This window comes from Halomonas sp. M20 (genome assembly GCF_020622265.1).
Classification (GTDB): domain Bacteria; phylum Pseudomonadota; class Gammaproteobacteria; order Pseudomonadales; family Halomonadaceae; genus Modicisalibacter.
In genome coordinates this window covers 505,583-523,400 of record NZ_JACNMQ010000002.1, presented here as the reverse complement: position 1 = coordinate 523,400, position 17,818 = coordinate 505,583, and the positions used below count along the sequence as shown (strand labels likewise).

Annotated in this window: 16 protein-coding genes, 3 tRNA genes and 1 pseudogene; 16 read left to right on the top strand and 4 right to left on the bottom strand. The window is 58.3% G+C overall.

Translation table 11 applies throughout. The features are described from left to right. Positions 1–696: 696 nt before the first annotated feature. From H7850_RS08060 to mutS, 3 genes are all read right to left on the bottom strand, one after another. Positions 697–1,437, bottom strand: coding sequence for a Crp/Fnr family transcriptional regulator (locus H7850_RS08060; RefSeq protein WP_227369003.1), 741 nt, complete (start codon positions 1,435–1,437; stop codon positions 697–699). 54 nt (positions 1,438–1,491) lie between these two features. Further along, positions 1,492–1,815 carry a ferredoxin FdxA gene (gene fdxA / locus H7850_RS08055; protein ID WP_227369002.1) on the bottom strand — a complete coding sequence of 108 codons (324 nt, stop codon included), beginning with the start codon at positions 1,813–1,815 and terminating at the stop codon, positions 1,492–1,494. 121 nt (positions 1,816–1,936) lie between these two features. After that, positions 1,937–4,531, bottom strand: coding sequence for a DNA mismatch repair protein MutS (gene mutS, locus H7850_RS08050; protein WP_227369001.1), 2,595 nt, complete (start codon positions 4,529–4,531; stop codon positions 1,937–1,939). 199 nt (positions 4,532–4,730) lie between these two features. Here mutS and H7850_RS08045 point away from each other — a divergent pair, with 199 nt between their 5' ends. From H7850_RS08045 to H7850_RS07985, 13 genes and pseudogenes are all read left to right on the top strand, one after another. Continuing rightward, on the top strand, positions 4,731–4,922 hold the full coding sequence (locus tag H7850_RS08045; RefSeq protein ID WP_227369000.1) for a hypothetical protein: 192 nt from the start codon (positions 4,731–4,733) through the stop codon (positions 4,920–4,922). A 48-nt stretch (positions 4,923–4,970) separates the two neighbouring features. Further along, a pseudogene (locus H7850_RS18315) lies at positions 4,971–5,168 on the top strand (hypothetical protein); the annotation flags it as partial. 55 nt (positions 5,169–5,223) lie between these two features. Beyond that, on the top strand, positions 5,224–5,613 hold the full coding sequence (locus H7850_RS08035; protein ID WP_227368999.1) for a hypothetical protein: 390 nt from the start codon (positions 5,224–5,226) through the stop codon (positions 5,611–5,613). After that, positions 5,610–5,846: a hypothetical protein gene (locus tag H7850_RS08030; RefSeq protein ID WP_227368998.1), complete on the top strand. Its 237-nt coding sequence runs from the start codon at positions 5,610–5,612 to the stop codon at positions 5,844–5,846. The genes H7850_RS08035 and H7850_RS08030 overlap by 4 nt, the downstream gene beginning before the upstream one ends. A 126-nt stretch (positions 5,847–5,972) precedes the next feature. After that, on the top strand, positions 5,973–6,464 hold the full coding sequence (locus H7850_RS08025) for a CinA family protein (protein ID WP_227368997.1): 492 nt from the start codon (positions 5,973–5,975) through the stop codon (positions 6,462–6,464). A gap of 87 nt (positions 6,465–6,551) precedes the next feature. Further along, a complete protein-coding gene (gene recA, locus H7850_RS08020) occupies positions 6,552–7,634 on the top strand; it encodes a recombinase RecA (protein WP_227368996.1) in 1,083 nt (360 codons plus the stop codon). Positions 7,635–7,669: 35 nt separating this feature from the next. Beyond that, a complete protein-coding gene (locus H7850_RS08015; RefSeq protein ID WP_227368995.1) occupies positions 7,670–8,131 on the top strand; it encodes a regulatory protein RecX in 462 nt (153 codons plus the stop codon). A gap of 220 nt (positions 8,132–8,351) precedes the next feature. Then, on the top strand, positions 8,352–10,955 hold the full coding sequence (gene alaS / locus H7850_RS08010) for an alanine--tRNA ligase (RefSeq protein ID WP_227368994.1): 2,604 nt from the start codon (positions 8,352–8,354) through the stop codon (positions 10,953–10,955). A 73-nt stretch (positions 10,956–11,028) separates the two neighbouring features. Continuing rightward, positions 11,029–12,276 (top strand): aspartate kinase, encoded by a 1,248-nt coding sequence (locus tag H7850_RS08005; protein ID WP_227368993.1) that lies wholly within the window; start codon positions 11,029–11,031, stop codon positions 12,274–12,276. Positions 12,277–12,483: 207 nt separating this feature from the next. Then, positions 12,484–12,681 (top strand): carbon storage regulator CsrA, encoded by a 198-nt coding sequence (csrA, locus tag H7850_RS08000; protein ID WP_227368992.1) that lies wholly within the window; start codon positions 12,484–12,486, stop codon positions 12,679–12,681. Between the two features lie 80 nt (positions 12,682–12,761). After that, positions 12,762–12,854, top strand: a tRNA-Ser gene (locus H7850_RS07995). 92 nt (positions 12,855–12,946) lie between these two features. Next, positions 12,947–13,023 (top strand) — tRNA-Arg (locus H7850_RS07990). A 32-nt stretch (positions 13,024–13,055) separates the two neighbouring features. Further along, positions 13,056–13,132 (top strand) — tRNA-Arg (locus tag H7850_RS07985). 83 nt (positions 13,133–13,215) lie between these two features. On the opposite strand, the gene H7850_RS07980 is transcribed toward H7850_RS07985, so the two are convergent. Then, positions 13,216–14,157, bottom strand: coding sequence for a tRNA dihydrouridine synthase (locus H7850_RS07980; RefSeq protein WP_227369175.1), 942 nt, complete (start codon positions 14,155–14,157; stop codon positions 13,216–13,218). 159 nt (positions 14,158–14,316) lie between these two features. Between H7850_RS07980 and H7850_RS07975 the strand changes: the two genes are divergently transcribed. The 3 genes from H7850_RS07975 (at position 14,317) to H7850_RS07965 (ending at position 17,814) form a co-directional block, all read left to right on the top strand. Further along, the gene (locus tag H7850_RS07975; RefSeq protein ID WP_227368991.1) at positions 14,317–14,577 is read left to right on the top strand and encodes an OadG family protein; all 261 of its coding nucleotides are present in this window, start codon (positions 14,317–14,319) and stop codon (positions 14,575–14,577) included. A 73-nt stretch (positions 14,578–14,650) separates the two neighbouring features. After that, on the top strand, positions 14,651–16,480 hold the full coding sequence (gene oadA / locus H7850_RS07970; RefSeq protein ID WP_227368990.1) for a sodium-extruding oxaloacetate decarboxylase subunit alpha: 1,830 nt from the start codon (positions 14,651–14,653) through the stop codon (positions 16,478–16,480). An 11-nt stretch (positions 16,481–16,491) separates the two neighbouring features. Further along, positions 16,492–17,814, top strand: a complete 1,323-nt coding sequence (locus H7850_RS07965; protein WP_227368989.1) for a sodium ion-translocating decarboxylase subunit beta — start codon at positions 16,492–16,494, stop codon at positions 17,812–17,814. Positions 17,815–17,818 lie beyond the last annotated feature (4 nt).

Sequence of the window (17,818 nt, the reverse complement as noted above, 5' to 3'; positions counted from 1 at the left end):
CGACGTATTTATGGACAAAACAATACAAAATCAGCTTTATCTAACTATAATTAGAGCTAAGCTATTGTTTGCCAATTGATTTTAAAAAAACCGCTAAAGTCTGAGCTGTATCCGCCGATATTGGCCCCCGTTGCGGGGTTTTCTCGATCTGACAGAATGAATACAGGACTTCGTTAGCCAAGCGCTAACAGCAGGGAAGCAGCTAGTCGTTGGCTCGCCCGGCAGGACAGGATGTTGTGACCGGACAAGGAAGAGGCCAAGGGAAATGGGTATAAGGAATTTACCCCCAAGGAACGGCTGGGAGCGGGCGACCTTCGGGTCGCCTTTTTCGTGTCTGATGCACTTAATCACCATCTAGCAGATACGAAAAAGCCCGGCCTTCTTGGCCGGGCTTTTTGGACGCAGTTTCCTTACGTTCCTACCGAACTTCCTTGTTCAACCTTCCGTAGCACTGAGGGCAGAATCCTTCTGCCCAATAAATCCCTAGATTACGGCTTCCTGCCATGTAATCGAGCTTCCTTGTCCAACCTTCCATGGCGCCAAGAGTAGATTCCTTTACTCTTTGTTTAGCGCCCGGTTGACTCTTCCGTACTCGATGCGCGCAGTGTACGGAAATTAACCTAGTTATATAAATAACCTGGATTAACATTTAACATTCGGTAACTATTCTTTAGGCTGCGCTTATTCATCTGCCACTTACCAGGTTTGCAGCAAGGGGTTTAGCTCGTCATTGAAACGATCCGGCGTGAAGCGTGCCAGCTCGGACAGGCGGTCAATATCAAGTACTTGAAGCTTCTTGCGGGTCTTGCGCAGCAATCCCATCTCTTCGAGTTCGCTCATGGTGCGGCTAAGGTGTACTTCACTGATGCCCAGTAGCATGCTGATCTGCTTTTGCGTAATCGGGAGGCCATAGCCATTTTCTACGTCGGCGCCGATTCGCTTCAAGCGGTAATATATTTCCAACGTAAAATGCGCGATGCGCGCCTTGGCATCATGACTTAGCACGTTGACCAACCGATCCATGATGATCATCTGCTGTCGTGCGGCGGCGGCATGCAACCCCATGGCCAGCTTGGGCGAGCGACCAAAGATGTAATGCAGTCGCTCTGTGGGGAACGGACAGATTATGCCGTCGGTGAGCATGCAGGCGCTGGTGTAATGGTGCTCGAAAGTGACATCGCGAATACCCAATACGTCACCGGGAACGTAGATGTCCATTACCTGCCGCGAGCCATCCTCATTCCTGCGAAAGGCGAAGGCCCAGCCACTGCGCAAGGTATAGAGCTTCTCCGCCGCTCTGCCGGTTTCCCAGAGTTCGGTGTGTTTCTTGACATTGGTGGGATCTTCTTCCAGCTCGGCTAAAAGCCGCACATCCTCGTCGTTGAGATCGATATGATGGCTGAGGTTCTGGGTAACGCAACTTTTATAATGATCCATGTTACTTCAATCCTTTTAGAACAAGACGTAGCCATCCTCGAAGCGGTATTTTTCCTAGCGTTCGAGTTGTTCAATCTTGCCGGGTTTGCCGTCCCAGGCTTCAGCATCTTCCGGAGGATCCTGCTTCTCGGTAATGTTCGGCCACACCTCGGCAAGCTCGGCGTTGAGTTCGATGAAGTGCTGCTGATTTGCTGGCAATTCGTCCTCGGAGAAGATCGCTTCAGCAGGGCATTCCGGCTCGCACAGTGCACAATCGATGCATTCGTCGGGGTGGATCACCAGAAAGTTGGGTCCTTCGTAAAAGCAGTCGACTGGGCACACCTCGACGCAGTCGGTGTACTTGCAGCGGATACAGTTTTCGGTGACGACGAATGTCATGGTTTTTCCTCATATTCTACAAAGCCTGTTAGCAGGCTATATCATCGACATCACACCGAAAATTAATAAAAGTTAATTTTCGGCGCCATTTTAATAGGAGTCTTCGACGCGGACAAGATGCCTAGCGGGCGTTTTCCTGCCATTTATAGAGCAGAGTCAGCGCCTGGCGGGGAGTCAGTGTATCCAGATCTAGTTCGCCGACTTCCTCGACCATCGGGTGAGTCGGGCTGGCAAATAGATCCGCTTGCTGAGGCGTTGCGCCGGCAGCCTTATCGTATCGCGTAGGGTGGCGCTGGCCTTGATCGACTTCCTGCTGTTCGAGAAGGGCCAGCTTATCCCGTGCCCTGGTAATCACGGACTGTGGCACACCGGCGAGCTGTGCGACCTGCAGACCGTAACTCTGACTGGCCGGGCCGTCCTCGACACGGTGCATGAACACGATGCCGTCCTTGTGTTCCGCTGCGGTGAGATGCACGTTGGCCACTCCGTCGAGCTGCTCCGGGAGTGCGGTCATCTCGAAGTAGTGGGTGGCAAACAGGGTAAAGGCTTTTACCCGGACGAGGTGCTCGGCGCTGGCCCAGGCCAGAGACAGCCCATCGAAAGTGCTGGTGCCGCGTCCGATCTCATCCATCAGCACCAGGCTCTTCTCGGTGGCGTTGTGCAGGATGCTGGCGGTTTCAGTCATCTCCACCATGAAGGTGGAGCGCCCGCCGGCAAGGTCGTCGCTCGAACCGATACGGGTGAAGATACGATCCAGCATGCCGATCTCGGCATCATCCGCGGGCACGAAGCTACCGCAGTGGGCGAGCAGCGCAATCAACGCCGCCTGACGCATGTAGGTAGACTTGCCGCCCATGTTGGGGCCGGTGATTACCAGCATGTGCCGACCGGCATCCAGGCGCAGGTCGTTGGGCACGAAGGGCGTTTCGCTGACATGTTCGACCACCGGGTGACGTCCACCGGTAATATAGATGCCTGGCGTATCGAGTAGCTGAGGGCGGACGAAATCCAGTGCCAGGGCACGTTCGGCAAAACTGCTCAGTACATCCAGAGTGGAAAGCGCCTGGCCCGTTGCTTGCAAAGAAACAAGCTCGGCGCCCAAGGCATCGATCAGGCCTTCGTAAAGGAGCTTTTCGCGGGCCAAGGCCTTGGATTTTGCCGACAGCGCCTTGTCTTCGAACTCCTTGAGCTCAGGAATGATGAAGCGTTCCGCGTTCTTCAGTGTCTGGCGCCGAATGTAGTCCGCCGGCACGTCCCGGGCCTGGGCGCGGGGAATCTCGATGTAGTAGCCATGCACCCGGTTGTAACCGACCTTCAGCCCTGCCAGCCCGGTGCGCTCTCGCTCCCGGGTCTCGAGTTTGATCAGGTAGTCGCCGGCATGCTCCGCCAGGCCGCGAAACTCATCGAGCTCTTCATCGAAGCCCGGGGCGATCACGCCCCCTTCGCGAATGACCACCGGCGGATTGTCTATCAAGGCGCGGGTCAGAAGATCCGCTAGCGTCGGATAGGGATGGATGTACTGACGCAGGTCGTCAAGAACGCTTCCCGTATCCAGCGTTTCCAGATCCTGCTGTAACGTCGGCAGTGCATTGAGCGCGTCTCTCAGTCGTGCCAGATCCCGAGGTCGGGCGCTGCGCAGCGCGATCCGGGCCAGAATGCGCTCGACGTCTCCAATTCGCTTGAGATTCTCGTGAAGTGGCGCGTAGGCCTCGTTGCTCTGCAACAACTGCACCGCCCCCTGACGCGCGGTAATCTGTTCGCGACTGCGCAGTGGCCGATTGAGCCAGCGTTTGAGCAAACGCGAACCCATCGCCGTGGCAGTGGTGTCGAGTACGCTCGCCAGGGTGTTGTCGCCGGTACCATTGAGATTGGTGTCGATCTCGAGATTGCGCCGACTGGCCGCATCGATGATGACCGTATCGTCGCGATTTTCCACGCTCAGCGCCGTCACATGGGGCAGAGAGGTGCGCTGGGTGTCCCGGGCGTAATCGATCAGTACGCCTGCCGCGGTGATGCCATGATGCAGATGCGCACAGCCGAAACCGCGCAGATCGTTGACCCCGAATTGATCGCAAAGCAATCGCGTTGCGGATTCCAGATCGAATAGCCATTCGCTCTGGCGCTTGAGGCCGCTGCGCCCGGCAAGGCTTGCGGGCAGCTCGAGCCCCTCGGCGATCAGCAGTTCCGCAGGGTCGAGACGATGAATCTCCGCCAGTAGGTCAGCGTCGTTGTCCACTTCGAGCAGGCTGAAACGACCGCTGGCAAGTTCCAGCCAAGCGATTCCCCAGCCCCCGCGATGCCGATGCAAGGCAAGCAGGAGATTGTCGCGTCTGGCATCGAGCAGGGCTTCGTCATGCAGCGTGCCCGGGGTGACGATGCGAACGACCTTGCGCTCTACTGGCCCTTTGCTGGTAGCCGGGTCGCCAATCTGTTCGCAGATGGCCACGGACTCACCGCCTCTGACCAATCGCGCCAGATACCCTTCGGCGCTGTGATAGGGCACGCCGGCCATGGGGATCGGCTTGCCCCCGGACTGACCGCGCTGAGTTAGGGTGATATCGAGCAGTTGAGCGGCGCGTCGGGCATCGTCGAAGAACAGCTCGTAGAAATCGCCCATGCGATAGAACAGCAATACCCCGGGGTGATCCCGCTTGATCTTGAGATATTGCGCCATCATGGGCGTATGGCTGGGAGTCGTCTCGAGCGCGTCGGGCATGATGTCTGCGAATCTCTTGAGTCGATGGGCGGCCATTCTATATCAGGACGATGCGCTTTCGACAGACTGGCCCTAGCCTGGTCAACTCACGCAAACAGGTGTGAACGGCGCACTGCACGAACTCTGCGCCAGGCTGTCGATAGTGGCTATGCTGATGGGACAAAAGACGCCAACAAAAGCAAAAGGACATGGAGGCTGTATGGCAAGGATTGCCCGATGGAGTCTTGGTGCTGTGCTGGTCCTGCTGGCACTGGTCGTTGCGCTCATGTGGCTGGCGGAATCCCGCTGGGCCCAGGCGCTGTTCGAGGGTCAGATCAGCCAGTGCCTCAATGGGCGGGAAGTCGAGATCGCTGCCCACGACATCGATTGGAGCTGGCCCTTGTCGTTTTAACTCGAAGATATCCGTATTGCCAACCCGGACTGGGCGCCCGAAAAGCATATGCTCGATCTTGGGGCTCTCGAGGTCGATATTTCTCTCGCGGCGCTATTTCAGGGCAACCTCGTTCTCGAGCGACTGTATTTGAATCGGCCGTGCATCCACTTGGCCCGGCGCGAGGATGGTCGCGACAACTGGTCAAACCTGACGCCCGAGGAGAAAAAGGAAGACAAAAGCACCAGCGGGGAGCTGCCTTTCGATCTGCAAGCGATCGACATCGAACAAGGCAGGCTTACCTGCAGAGAAGAAGGATCTGGTGCGGCTGTTCGATCTAGACGGGTATTTTGCCGTCAGCGATGTCAGCGGCGACGTTCGCCTGCGTCTTGGAGAGCGAAGCATCCTATGGGCCACCCTCAAACCCCGGCGACTGGAGCTAGACGATCTGGCACCACTGTTTGGGGGTACACCGCAAACCGGCCCCGATGAGGCTGCCTCTGCCCGTCAACAGCGCCGTGCTACCAGGCAGACACAGCAAGCGGGTATCTTTACCGACGTGAAATGGAGCCTCAAGAGACTGCGGCGCATGGATGCAGACGTGGTCTACCGGGCAGACAACGTTCAGGTCGAGGACATTCCTATGACCTCATTGAAGCTCAATCTCACTCTGCCGGAGGTGGCTCGATCGACCTGGCTCGGGAGCACATGAACCTGGTGTTCGAGTCGCATTCCAAGGATGCTAGCCTGCTGGCATCCGACTCGCCGATACGCTTGCAGGGCCCCTTCGACTCGCCCGGGGTCGATTTGGTGAGTCGAGAGCTCATCTCACGAGGCGTGCTTTCAGTACTGGGCGCGCTGGTGGCGCCGCCATTGGCAATCCTGCCCTGGGTCGATCTGGGAACGGGTGAAGGCGTCGGGCCCGGGTGTGAAAAGGTGATGTGAGCGTTTCGTCGAGATTGACGTCTTGCGTGATGCTTCGGCACGGATACTGATCGAAGGTGGCGTTGAACGATCGATAAAGTTGCTGTTCTACTCTTGTCACTTATATGGACGAGTTGAGGTAATACCATGGAGCATGAAAGTGAATTAAGAGAGCTGAGTGAACGCCTGGGGGGCGCTTGTCGCCGTCAATCAGCGCAAGTGACCACCGCCGAATCCTGTACGGGGGGCGGGGTCGCCGCGGCGATCACCGATATCGCCGGTAGTTCGGACTATTTCGAGACCGGCTATGTCACTTACGCCAATGCCTCCAAGACCCGGCTGTTGAACGTATCCGACTCCCTGCTCGAGGGCTACGGTGCTGTCAGTCAGGAAACCGTGGAGGCCATGGTGAAAGGAGCCTGTCTCGAAAGTGGTGCGGATGTCGGCGTGGCGGTCAGCGGAGTCGCTGGGCCTGACGGGGGCAGCGACGACAAGCCCGTGGGGACCGTATGGTTTGCCTGGGGAGACGCCTCGCGGCAGCAGTCGACACGTTACGTGTTCGAAGGGGATCGCAGCGCAGTAAGGCATCAGGCGGTACGAGTGGCCCTTGAAGGGCTCATCGAGTGGCTTGAAAAATAGTCGGTGCCGACATTTTAAAGAGTAGGCGAGCACGATTTTTTTCGGCATAATACTGGTCAATCATACAGTTATTTTCAGGAGACCTTCATGGCTCAGGATGACAATCGTTCCAAGGCGCTAAGCGCTGCGCTCTCTCAAATCGAGCGTCAGTTCGGCAAGGGCACCGTAATGCGGCTGGGGGACACTCCCCGAGTTACCATGCCTTCCATATCCACCGGTTCCCTGGGGCTGGACATCGCCTTGGGTATCGGCGGTTTGCCTCTAGGCCGAGTGGTAGAAATCTTCGGCCCGGAGTCTTCCGGCAAGACCACGCTGACGCTCTCGGTCATCGCCCAGGCGCAAAAGCAGGGCAAGACCTGTGCCTTCATCGATGCAGAGCACGCCCTCGACCCGAGCTATGCCGAGAAGCTCGGCGTCAATCTCGATGACCTGCTGGTGTCCCAGCCGGACACAGGCGAACAGGCGCTGGAGATCTGCGATATGCTGGTGCGCTCCGGCGGCGTCGATGTGATCATCATCGATTCCGTGGCGGCCCTTACGCCGCGTGCGGAGATCGAAGGTGAGATGGGGGATTCCCACGTCGGCCTGCAGGCGCGTCTGATGTCCCAGGCCCTGCGCAAGATTACCGGCAACATCAAGAATGCCAACTGCATGGTGATGTTCGTCAACCAGATTCGCATGAAGATCGGTGTCATGTTCGGCAGCCCCGAAACCACCACCGGCGGTAATGCGCTCAAGTTCTATTCCAGCGTGCGCCTGGACATTCGTCGTACCGGCTCCGTCAAGTCTGGCGATGAGGTCACCGGTAACGAGACCCGGGTAAAAGTGGTCAAGAACAAGGTGGCGCCACCGTTCCGTCAGGCGGAGTTCCAGATTCTTTATGGCAAGGGTATCTACCATGCCGGCGAGGTCGTCGATCTGGGCGTGCAGTGCAAGCTGGTGGACAAGGCGGGCGCCTGGTACAGCTACCAGGGCAACAAGATCGGCCAAGGCAAGGCCAACGCGGCTCAATTCCTTCAGGACAACCCGGCCATCATGGACGAGATCGAAAGCGGCATCCGTGGCCAGCTGTTGAGCGCCCCGGAACCCAAGGCTGAAGCCAAGGAAGGTAAGGAAGCCGAACCCGAAGCCGCACCTCTGGATGACGGCAGCGAAGATCGCCTGATCTAAGCATGTCCGGTTTCTCGACAAGGGCAACAGGCAGCGTGAATAAGGCAGAGGGTGGCGCGTCCCCCAAGGACGACGCCATTCGCCTGCTTGCGCGCCGTGAATATTCCCGCCTCGAATTGGAGAAGCGGCTGGCGGGCAAAGGTCACGACGACGAGGCCATTGCGGAATGTCTGAATGGTCTGGCCCAGGAAGGGCTACAATCCGATGCGCGTTTTGCCGAAGTGTTCGTTCGCTCCTACATTGCTCGGGACCAAGGGCCGCTCAAGATTCGCGCGAAACTGGGTGAGCGCGGCATCGAAAGCGTTCTAGTTCGTAACGCCCTCGAGGAAGCGGACGTTAACTGGTTCTCTCTTGCCTGCGAAGCCCTTGCCAAGCGCTTTGACGATGCCGGTGATACGCCACGGGAGCGGGCTCGCCGGGAGCGCTTTCTGGCCGGACGGGGCTTCGATTTCGATCAGACCCGCCATGCGCTTTCCCACGCCTGGGATGATCATTAAACTTCCCACGCCCTCTTTTCTGTCGCTTTCCTGCTGATTGCTTCCTTGCGCTTCTTCACCTCCCCCCTTTAGTCGTTTAAAGACTGCGTTATACTAGTTCGCCACGCGACGGCCCCGGGTGGCGTCCACTTCGTGATATGCCAAGCCATCATCAGCCATCATCGATAGGCAACGACCGCCTGCCCTCAGCGCCTAAACGCTTATTTACCACGGGTTTTCTATGAAAAGCGCAGACATCAGACAGGCCTTTTTGAGCTTTTTCGAAGAACAAGGGCACAGCATCGTGCCGTCGAGTTCTCTGGTGCCGGGCAATGACCCGACCCTGTTGTTCACCAATGCGGGCATGGTGCCTTTCAAGGATGTATTCCTGGGTCGCGACCCGCGCCCTTACGTGCGGGCAACCTCGTCCCAGCGCTGCGTGCGTGCCGGCGGCAAGCACAACGACCTGGACAACGTCGGCTATACCGCTCGCCATCACACCTTTTTCGAGATGCTGGGCAACTTCAGCTTCGGCGACTATTTCAAGCAGGATGCCATCCGCTTTGCCTGGTCTTTCCTCACCGGCACCTTGGGTTTGCCCAAGGAAAAACTGTGGGTCACGGTGCACATAGGCGACGACGAGGCCGAGCGCATCTGGAAAGACGAGATCGGCATCGACCCGGAGCGGTTCTCGAAGCTCGATGAAGACAACTTCTGGCAGATGGGGGATACCGGCCCCTGTGGGCCCAGCTCGGAAATCTTCTTTGATCACGGCCCGGAGGTATGGGGCGGCCCTCCCGGTAGCCCTGAAGAGGACGGCGACCGCTATATCGAGATCTGGAACCTGGTATTCATGCAGTTCGATCGCGATGCAGCGGGCAACATGAATCCATTGCCCAAGCCTTCCATCGATACCGGCATGGGGCTGGAGCGCATCGCGGCAGTGATGCAAGGGGTGCACTCCAACTACGAAATCGATCTGTTTCAGAATCTGCTGACCGCTGCTGCCGAAGCCACCGGTCACGAGGATAATTCCGCGCCGTCCCTCAGGGTGATCGCGGATCACATTCGTTCCTGCGCCTTTCTGATCGTGGATGGCGTGCTGCCCTCCAACGAAGGCCGTGGTTACGTGCTGCGCCGAATCATTCGCCGTGCGGTTCGCCACGGCCATAAGCTGGGCGCTCGAGAGCCGTTCTTCCACAAACTGGTGGAGGCGCTGGACGCGGAGATGGGCGATGCCTACCCAGAATTGCGCAAGGCCCGCCCGCAGATCAAGAGAATTCTGCTCAAGGAAGAAGAGCAGTTCGCCCGCACCTTGGAACACGGCATGGGGCTGTTGGAGACGGCGCTAAGTGAGCTGAATGGCGATGTGCTGGCCGGCGAGACGGTGTTCAAGCTTTACGACACTTACGGCTTTCCCTTCGATCTGACCGCGGACATTTGTCGTGAGCGCGGCGTGACCCTGGATGAAGTGGGGTTTCAGCGTGAACTCGAAGCCCAGCGCGAACGGGCCCGAGCGGCCAGCCAGTTCGGTGCGGATTACACCGCAGGCCTGGAACTCGAAGGGGAGACGACCTTTAGTGGGTACGAGCATCTCGAGGACGAGTCCCGGGTCACCGCGCTGATCGATGAAGCCGGCAATGCGCTGGCCGAGCTCGGGGAAGGCGACAAAGGCGTGGTAGTACTCGATCGCACACCGTTTTATGGGGAGTCTGGTGGCCAGATAGGGGATACCGGCTATCTCGAAGGCTCGAATCTGCGTTTTCAGGTCACCGATACCCAGAAGCAAGGCGGACATCACCTGCATCATGGCGTGATGATCGAAGGTCGACTGCAGCCAGGCGCGTCGGTAACGCCTCGGGTGGACGCTGGTCTGCGCGCGGCGACGGTACGCAACCATTCGGCAACACACTTGATGCATGAAGCGCTCAAGCGTGTGCTTGGCGATCATGTGCAGCAGAAAGGCTCCTTGGTGACCGCCGAGCGGCTGCGTTTCGATTTCAGTCATTTCGAGGCAATGAGCACTGAACAGCTCGCCCAGGTGGAGACCATCGTCAATCAGCAGGTGCTGGCCAATGCGGACACTCATATCCAGCAGATGACCCTGGATGAAGCCAAGGCCAAGGGAGCGGCGGCGCTGTTCGAGGCCAAGTACAGCGATAGCGTACGGGTGCTGACCATCGGCGCCAACGACTTTTCCATCGAGCTCTGCGGCGGCACCCATGTCGCCCGCAGTGGCGACATCGGCTGTTTCCATATCCTCTCGGAGACCGGCATTGCTGCCGGTGTCCGTCGTATCGAAGCCATTACCGGCGAAGGCGCGCTGGCTTACTTTCGCGATCAGGAGGCCCGGGTTGCGTATATCGCCGAGCGTCTCAAGGCCAAGCCAGAGCAGGTGGAGCAGCGGATCGACTCGCTGCTCGAACGCAATCGTGAGATGGAAAAGGAGCTCGAGCGGCTCAAGGCCAAGCTCACTAGCGCTGCAGGAAGCGACATGCTTGGTGAGGCTATGGAAGTCGCCGGTATCAAGGTGCTGGCCAAGCAGGTCGAAGGTGTATCTGGCAAAGAGCTGCGTGGCTTGCTCGATCAGCTCAAGAACAAGCTGGGTTCCGGGGTATTAGTACTGGGGACGACCGCAGGGGATAAAGTAAGCCTGATCGCCGGAGTCACTAACGACCTCACTGCCAGGGTAAAGGCCGGCGATCTGGTCAATCATGTTGCCGCCCAGGTAGGCGGCAAGGGTGGCGGGCGAGCGGATATGGCTCAGGCAGGGGGAAGTGATGCCGCGGCCCTGCCAGAGGCGTTGAAAAGTGTACCAGCGTGGCTCAAGACCCAGTTGAACTAGCTAAGCGAGGGCTGGGGCCTCTGGTGCGGGGCTCTGGATTTTATGAATTCACGACTTCAAGGATAAATAATCTATGGCGCTATACGTACAGAAATTCGGCGGCACTTCGGTCGGTACTGTCGAGCGCATCAAGGCCGTCGCGGAAAAGGTCAAGCGGTTTCGGGAACAAGGCCATCAGGTCGTAGTGGTCGTTTCGGCAATGAGTGGTGAGACCAATCGCCTGATCGAATTGGCCGGTCAGATCAACGATGAGCCAACGCCTCGTGAAATGGACATGTTGGTTTCCACTGGGGAGCAGGTGACCATTTCACTGCTGGCCATGGCTCTGCAGAAGACGGGAGTGCCCGCCACTTCCTACACCGGTGCCCAGGTCGGGATTCGTACCGACAGCGCCCATACCAAGGCGCGTATTCAGCGCATCGAGACAGAGGATTTGCGCCAGGATCTCGAGGAGGGGCAGGTGGTTGTAGTCGCCGGCTTCCAGGGTGTCGATGAAGAGGGCAACATCACGACCCTGGGTCGCGGCGGCTCGGATACCACCGGCGTGGCCCTGGCGGCGGCGCTCAATGCAGACGAGTGCCAGATCTATACCGATGTCGATGGTGTCTACACCACGGATCCCCGGGTATGTTCCAAAGCGCAGCGTCTTGAAACCATTACCGTAGAAGAGATGCTTGAACTGGCGAGCCTGGGTTCCAAGGTATTACAGATTCGCGCCGTCGAGTTCGCCGGCAAGTACAATGTTCCCCTGCGGGTACTATCCAGTTTCGAGGATGGCCCAGGTACCCTTATCATCGCCGACCAACACGAAGAGGATTCCATGGAAGAGCCGCTAATTTCCGGTATTGCCTTTACTGCCAACGAAGCCAAACTAACGCTGCTTAATACGCCTGACGTTCCTGGCGTTGCCTGGCGCATTCTCGGCCCGATTGCCGATGCCAATATCGAAGTCGACATGATCGTGCAGAACGTGGCGCCAACGGGCAATTACACCGATTTCACCTTTACCGTGGCCAAAGGCGATTACAAGCAGACCATGAAGATCCTCAAGGAGCAGGTGCTGCCGGACCTGGGCGAAGGAGAATTGCGTGGCGACGATAACATAGCTAAAGTTTCACTTGTGGGTGTGGGGATGCGCTCCCATGCAGGGGTGGCCTCCAGGATGTTCCGCACGCTGGCAGAAGAGAACATCAACATTCGGATGGTATCCACGTCGGAAATCAAGATTTCCGTGGTGATCGATGAGAAGCAGATGGAGCTTGCCGTGCGCATGCTTCATCAGGCCTTTGGCCTGGACAAGAAAGACCCTGAGAGTGAATGAAAACGGTGAAAATCCAAACGCAGCTGTTCAAGTTCGCTCTCCGCGAATGATACATTGGACTTAGAAAGTTCATTCAAAGAGACTGTCGGGTGTAATATGCCCCAGAGAGTCAGCCTCACGGTGGCATATATCGCATGTAGGCATTGCGCTGCGAGGCTTGTTCGTATCGCAGCTAACCTTTAGGAAGAAGTTCGAAAGGAGATCAGCATGCTCATCCTGACTCGCCGGGTAGGCGAAACGTTGATGATAGGTGATGAAATAACCGTCACCGTGTTGGGTGTAAAAGGTAATCAGGTGCGCATCGGTGTCAATGCTCCTCGGGACGTTGCCGTTCATCGTGAAGAAATCTATCAGCGCATTCAGCGCGAAAAGACCGGCGGCGAAGACAACGACTCCGAGGCGTGATGGTTTGTCTGCCCAGAAATTCCTTTTCAAGGGTGGACAGCCAAGGCCGTAATCGGTAATCTACGCGCCGTGTTGATGAGGGAGAGATGGCCGAGTGGCTGAAGGCGCTCCCCTGCTAAGGGAGTATAGGGTTTATAGCCCTATCGAGGGTTCGAATCCCTCTCTCTCCGCCACTTCACTGGGTATTCTTCATAGCCAGTGCATCATCATCTTCACACCGTTGTTGAACGTGGCATGACCGCCGCATGAGCAGCATGATGATCAAGCGCCCGTAGCTCAGCTGGATAGAGTATCTGACTACGAATCAGAGGGTCGGAGGTTCGAATCCTCCCGGGCGCGCCATGTCATCATACGATATTGCTTGAATTGTTTCTGCGCCCGTAGCTCAGCTGGATAGAGTATCTGACTACGAATCAGAGGGTCGGAGGTTCGAATCCTCCCGGGCGCGCCAGTTTTAATCACCCGCCTTCATTCGAGGCGGGTGATTGCGTTTCAGCCCTCCCATTTCCTATCGCCTCTTTCTCTTGCCGATAGCTAAGCCGTGTCCAGGGTAGTCGTCAGCCCCTCCAAGAATGAGTCCAGCTGTGTCACGCGACGCAATAGCGTAAAGCGCTGCCCAGCCTGTTCGTGCCGTGCACGCATGTGATTCAACCATTGTTTAAGTAGTGAAACCACGACACGCTCGGGAAGTGTGATACGCTGCAACGCAGCATATGCGGTCAGGATTTCCGCGCGTACCTGCCAAGTGGTAGCGGGCAAGCGTTCGCCGGTGCTTTGCCAATGGCGGATGCGGCAGGCAAGAAGCGGGTCTGCCAGGGCGCCGCGACCCAGCATGGCATCCTCGCAACCCGAGAGACTGCGGGCGCGCCAATAATCCTCCAGGGACCAGATATCGCCATTGACGATTACCGGTATGTGCAGGGCCTGGCGTATCCGTGCGATCCACTCCCAGTGGGCCGGGGGGCGGTAGCCTTCGTCGCGCGTGCGGCCATGTACCACCAGATGGGCAGCGCCGCCGGCCTCTGCCGCCTTGGCGCAGTCGAGTGCCAGGCGACGATCTGAAAACCCGAGACGGATTTTGGCAGTGACGGGAATGGCGCCGGCAAGAGCGGTATGAACGGCGGATACTGCCCCTTCGACCCGGCGAGGATCGCGCAGCAAGGACGCGCCGCCATCGTGACGATTGACCGTCTTGGCAGGGCAGCCAAAATTGAGATCGAGACAGGTTGCGTTCAACTTGAGCGCTTGATGAGCATTGGCGGCAAGCGCTTCGGGATCGGAGCCGAGCAGTTGCAGGTGCACCGGCGTCCCGTTCGGTGTCGCGGCAGGGGCATGAATGAGCTCGGGACAATGCTTGTAGAACACCCGAGGTGGCAGGCGAGCATCGACGACGCGCACGAACTCCGTCACCGCCCAGTCGAAACCGGGACGTGTCGTGAGCAAGGCGCGGGCATGGGCATCGATGACGCCCTCCATGGGCGCCAGGCCAAGACGCCCAGGATGCAGTAAGTCGACCACAGGAATTTCCGCCGATGAATTTGCTAGCGCACATAAAGGCCGGCAAGTATAACAGCTACGGCCGGAACGGCATGAACGCCGTAGGCATCATCGACAATCAGCCAAGGGGTACCGCCCATGGATAACACATCACTGATGCAGGAAGGCTTGAGTCTCGTCGCGTTCGGCATGGGATTCGTGTTCGTTTTTCTGACATTGCTGGTATTTGCCACGGCATTGATGTCGCGGCTAGTGATGTCTTTCGTGCCAGCGCCAGTAGGGCAGGAAAAGTCGTCACGCTCGACGCCTGAGGGCGGCAAGGGCGCAGACAATCACGATGAAATGATCGCGGTCATCAGCGCCGCGGTAAAACGCTATCGCCAGCGCCATCGTCGCTGAGTAAACGATCTTGAGCGTACATTCAGTACGCCAGAGCACTTCAAAAAACAACGGAAACAAGGGTTCCTTTATCATGACGGAGACTCGACGCCCGCTGGGTATCACCGATGTCGTACTGCGCGACGCTCATCAATCGCTGTTCGCCACCAGGATGCGGCTTGACGATATGCTGCCGATCGCTGAGAAGCTCGATCGTGTGGGGTTTTGGTCCGTGGAGTCCTGGGGCGGGGCGACCTTCGATGCCTGCATCCGCTATCTAGGAGAAGATCCCTGGGCGCGCATCCGGGCGCTAAAGGAAGTGATGCCCAATACCCGTCAGCAAATGCTGCTGCGAGCCCAGAATCTACTCGGTTATCGGCACTATGCCGACGATGTGGTGGATGCTTTCGTCGAGCGGGCCCGGTTCAACGGCGTCGATGTGTTCCGCGTATTCGATGCGATGAACGATCCGCGCAACTTCGAACGCCCGCTCAAGGCAGTCATCGACAACGACGGTCATGCTCAGGGCGCTATCTCCTACACCGTGAGCCCGGTACACACCCTGGAGGGTTGGGTCGATCTGGCCAAGCGTCTTGAGGATATGGGCGCTCACTCTGTGATGATCAAGGACATGGCCGGACTGCTGACGCCTTACACCGCCTTCGATCTGGTCTCGCGTCTGAAGCAGAGCCTGTCGGTTCCGATCCACATGCAGTGCCACGCCACCACCGGGCTTTCCACCGCCACCATCCTCAAGGCAGTGGAGGCGGGCATCGACAATGTCGACACCGCGATCTCCTCGATGTCGATGACCTACGGCCATAGTCCTACCGAGTCCGTGGTCGCCATCATGCAGGAAACTGAGCGCGATACGGGGCTGGATCTGGCGTTGCTCGAGGATATCGCCGCCTATTTTCGCGAGGTACGCAAGAAGTACGCTGCTTTCGAGGGCTCCCTCAAGGGTATCGACTCCCGTATCCTGCTGGCCCAGGTACCCGGCGGCATGCTCACCAATATGGAAGGCCAGCTCAAGGAGCAGGGCGCCGGTGACAAGCTCGATGATGTGCTCAATGAGATTCCCAAGGTGCGCGAAGACCTGGGTTATATTCCCCTGGTCACCCCGACATCCCAGATCGTCGGCACCCAGGCGGTGATGAATGTGATGATGGGCGAGCGTTACAAGTCGATTTCCAAGGAGGTGCAGGCGCTGCTCAAGGGTGAGTACGGCGCCGCGCCGGCGCCCTTCAACAAGGAACTTCAAGCGCGAGTGCTGGAAGGAAGCGAGCCGATCACCTGCCGTCCGGCGGACAAACTCGAACCCGAGATGGACAGGCTGCGCGATGAGCTGCGCTGCAAGGCCAAGGAGGAGGATGTTCGCTTAGAGGAAGGTGAGCGCGAGATCGATGACGTCCTGACCTATGCCTTGTTCCCCCAGATCGGGCTGAAGTTTCTCAAGCATCGCGATGACCCTAGCGCCTTCGAGCCGGCACCTGGGGCACCGGACGGCCAGACGGTGGGAACGAATAACGCGACCACGCCGGCCAAGAGTGAAAGCCAAACGCCAGCCAACGGCCCCGAGACCTACACCATCAGCGTCAATGGCAAGCAGTATGTGGTCGAGGTTGCCGAAGGCGGAGATATCAGCCAGGTCAAGACCACAAGCGGGGAAGATGGCACAACGCCGACCAAGAAAGAGGCACCGGCAGCCGGAAGCGGCGCCAGTATCAGCGCACCCTTGGCGGGCAACATCTTCAAGGTCACTGTCGCCCCCGGCGATAGCGTGGAAGACGGTGACGTGGTGATCATTCTCGAAGCCATGAAGATGGAAACCGAGGTTCGTGCCAGTAAGGCCGGCACGGTATCCGAGATCAAGGTCAAGGAAGGCGACAGTGTGGCCGTAGGCGATACGCTGATCATTCTCTAAGGACAGATCTCATGGATAAATTGCTTAGTCTCTGGCAGGGCTCGGGGCTCTACAACATGAGCCCGGGCCAGGCGCTGATGATCCTGGTCGGATTGCTGCTGCTTTACTTGGCCATCAACAAGAAGTTTGAACCGCTGCTGCTGGTGCCGATCGGCTTCGGCGGCATTCTCGCCAATATTCCCGAAGCGGGATTGGCGCTGTCCGCGGCAGAGCAGGCAGCGCATCTGGCCAAGCCGATGGTGCTCGAACAGCTCTCGGCGGCGCTCGACCTTGGCCGCGACGGTGCGATGAACACCAATGCCTGGCGGGAGTCGATTGCCAATACCCTGCATGGCGATATTTCCCCGGCGATGGTGCGAGCAGCCAGCGACGTGGCGATGGATGCGGGCTTCAATCATGGCATGCTGTATCAATTTTACAGTATTGCCATCGCTTCCGGTGTTGCGCCCCTGGTGATCTTCATGGGCGTCGGTGCGATGACCGATTTCGGTCCGCTGTTGGCCAATCCGCGCACCCTGTTTCTGGGGGCCGCCGCACAGTTCGGCATCTTTGCCACGCTGCTCGGTGCGGTCGGCTTCACGACGCTTGGCTGGATGGACTTCTCGCTCAAGCAGGCTGCGGCCATAGGCATCATCGGCGGGGCGGACGGCCCGACCTCGATCTATGTCTCGAGCCTGCTGGCACCTGAGTTGCTGGGGGCGATTGCCGTGGCGTCCTACTCCTACATGGCCCTGGTACCCCTGATTCAGCCGCCGATAATGCGGGCGCTGACCACCGCAAAGGAGCGCCAGATCGTCATGACCCAGCTGCGACCGGTCTCCAAGGTGGAAAAGATCCTCTTCCCCTTGGTGCTGCTGATTCTGGTGGTACTGTTCCTGCCGGATGCGGCGCCGCTGCTGGGCATGTTCTGCTTCGGCAATCTGATGCGCGAATGCGGTGTGGTGGAGCGCTTGTCCGATACCGCTCAGAACGCGCTGATCAATATCGTTACCATCTTTCTGGGCTTGTCCGTGGGCTCCAAGCTAGTGGCGGATCGCTTCCTCTCCGTGGAAACCCTGGGGATTCTCGGGCTGGGTATCGTTGCCTTTGCCATCGGCACCGCCTGTGGCGTGCTCATGGCCAAGCTGATGAACCTGGTCAGCAAGACGCCGATCAACCCTTTGATCGGCTCCGCCGGGGTGTCGGCAGTACCCATGGCGGCGCGAGTCTCGAATAAGGTGGGCTTGGATTACAACCCGCACAACTTTTTGTTGATGCATGCCATGGGGCCGAACGTGGCCGGTGTCATCGGGTCGGCCGTCGCAGCAGGTGTCATGATCAAGTACCTGGGTTAATGGT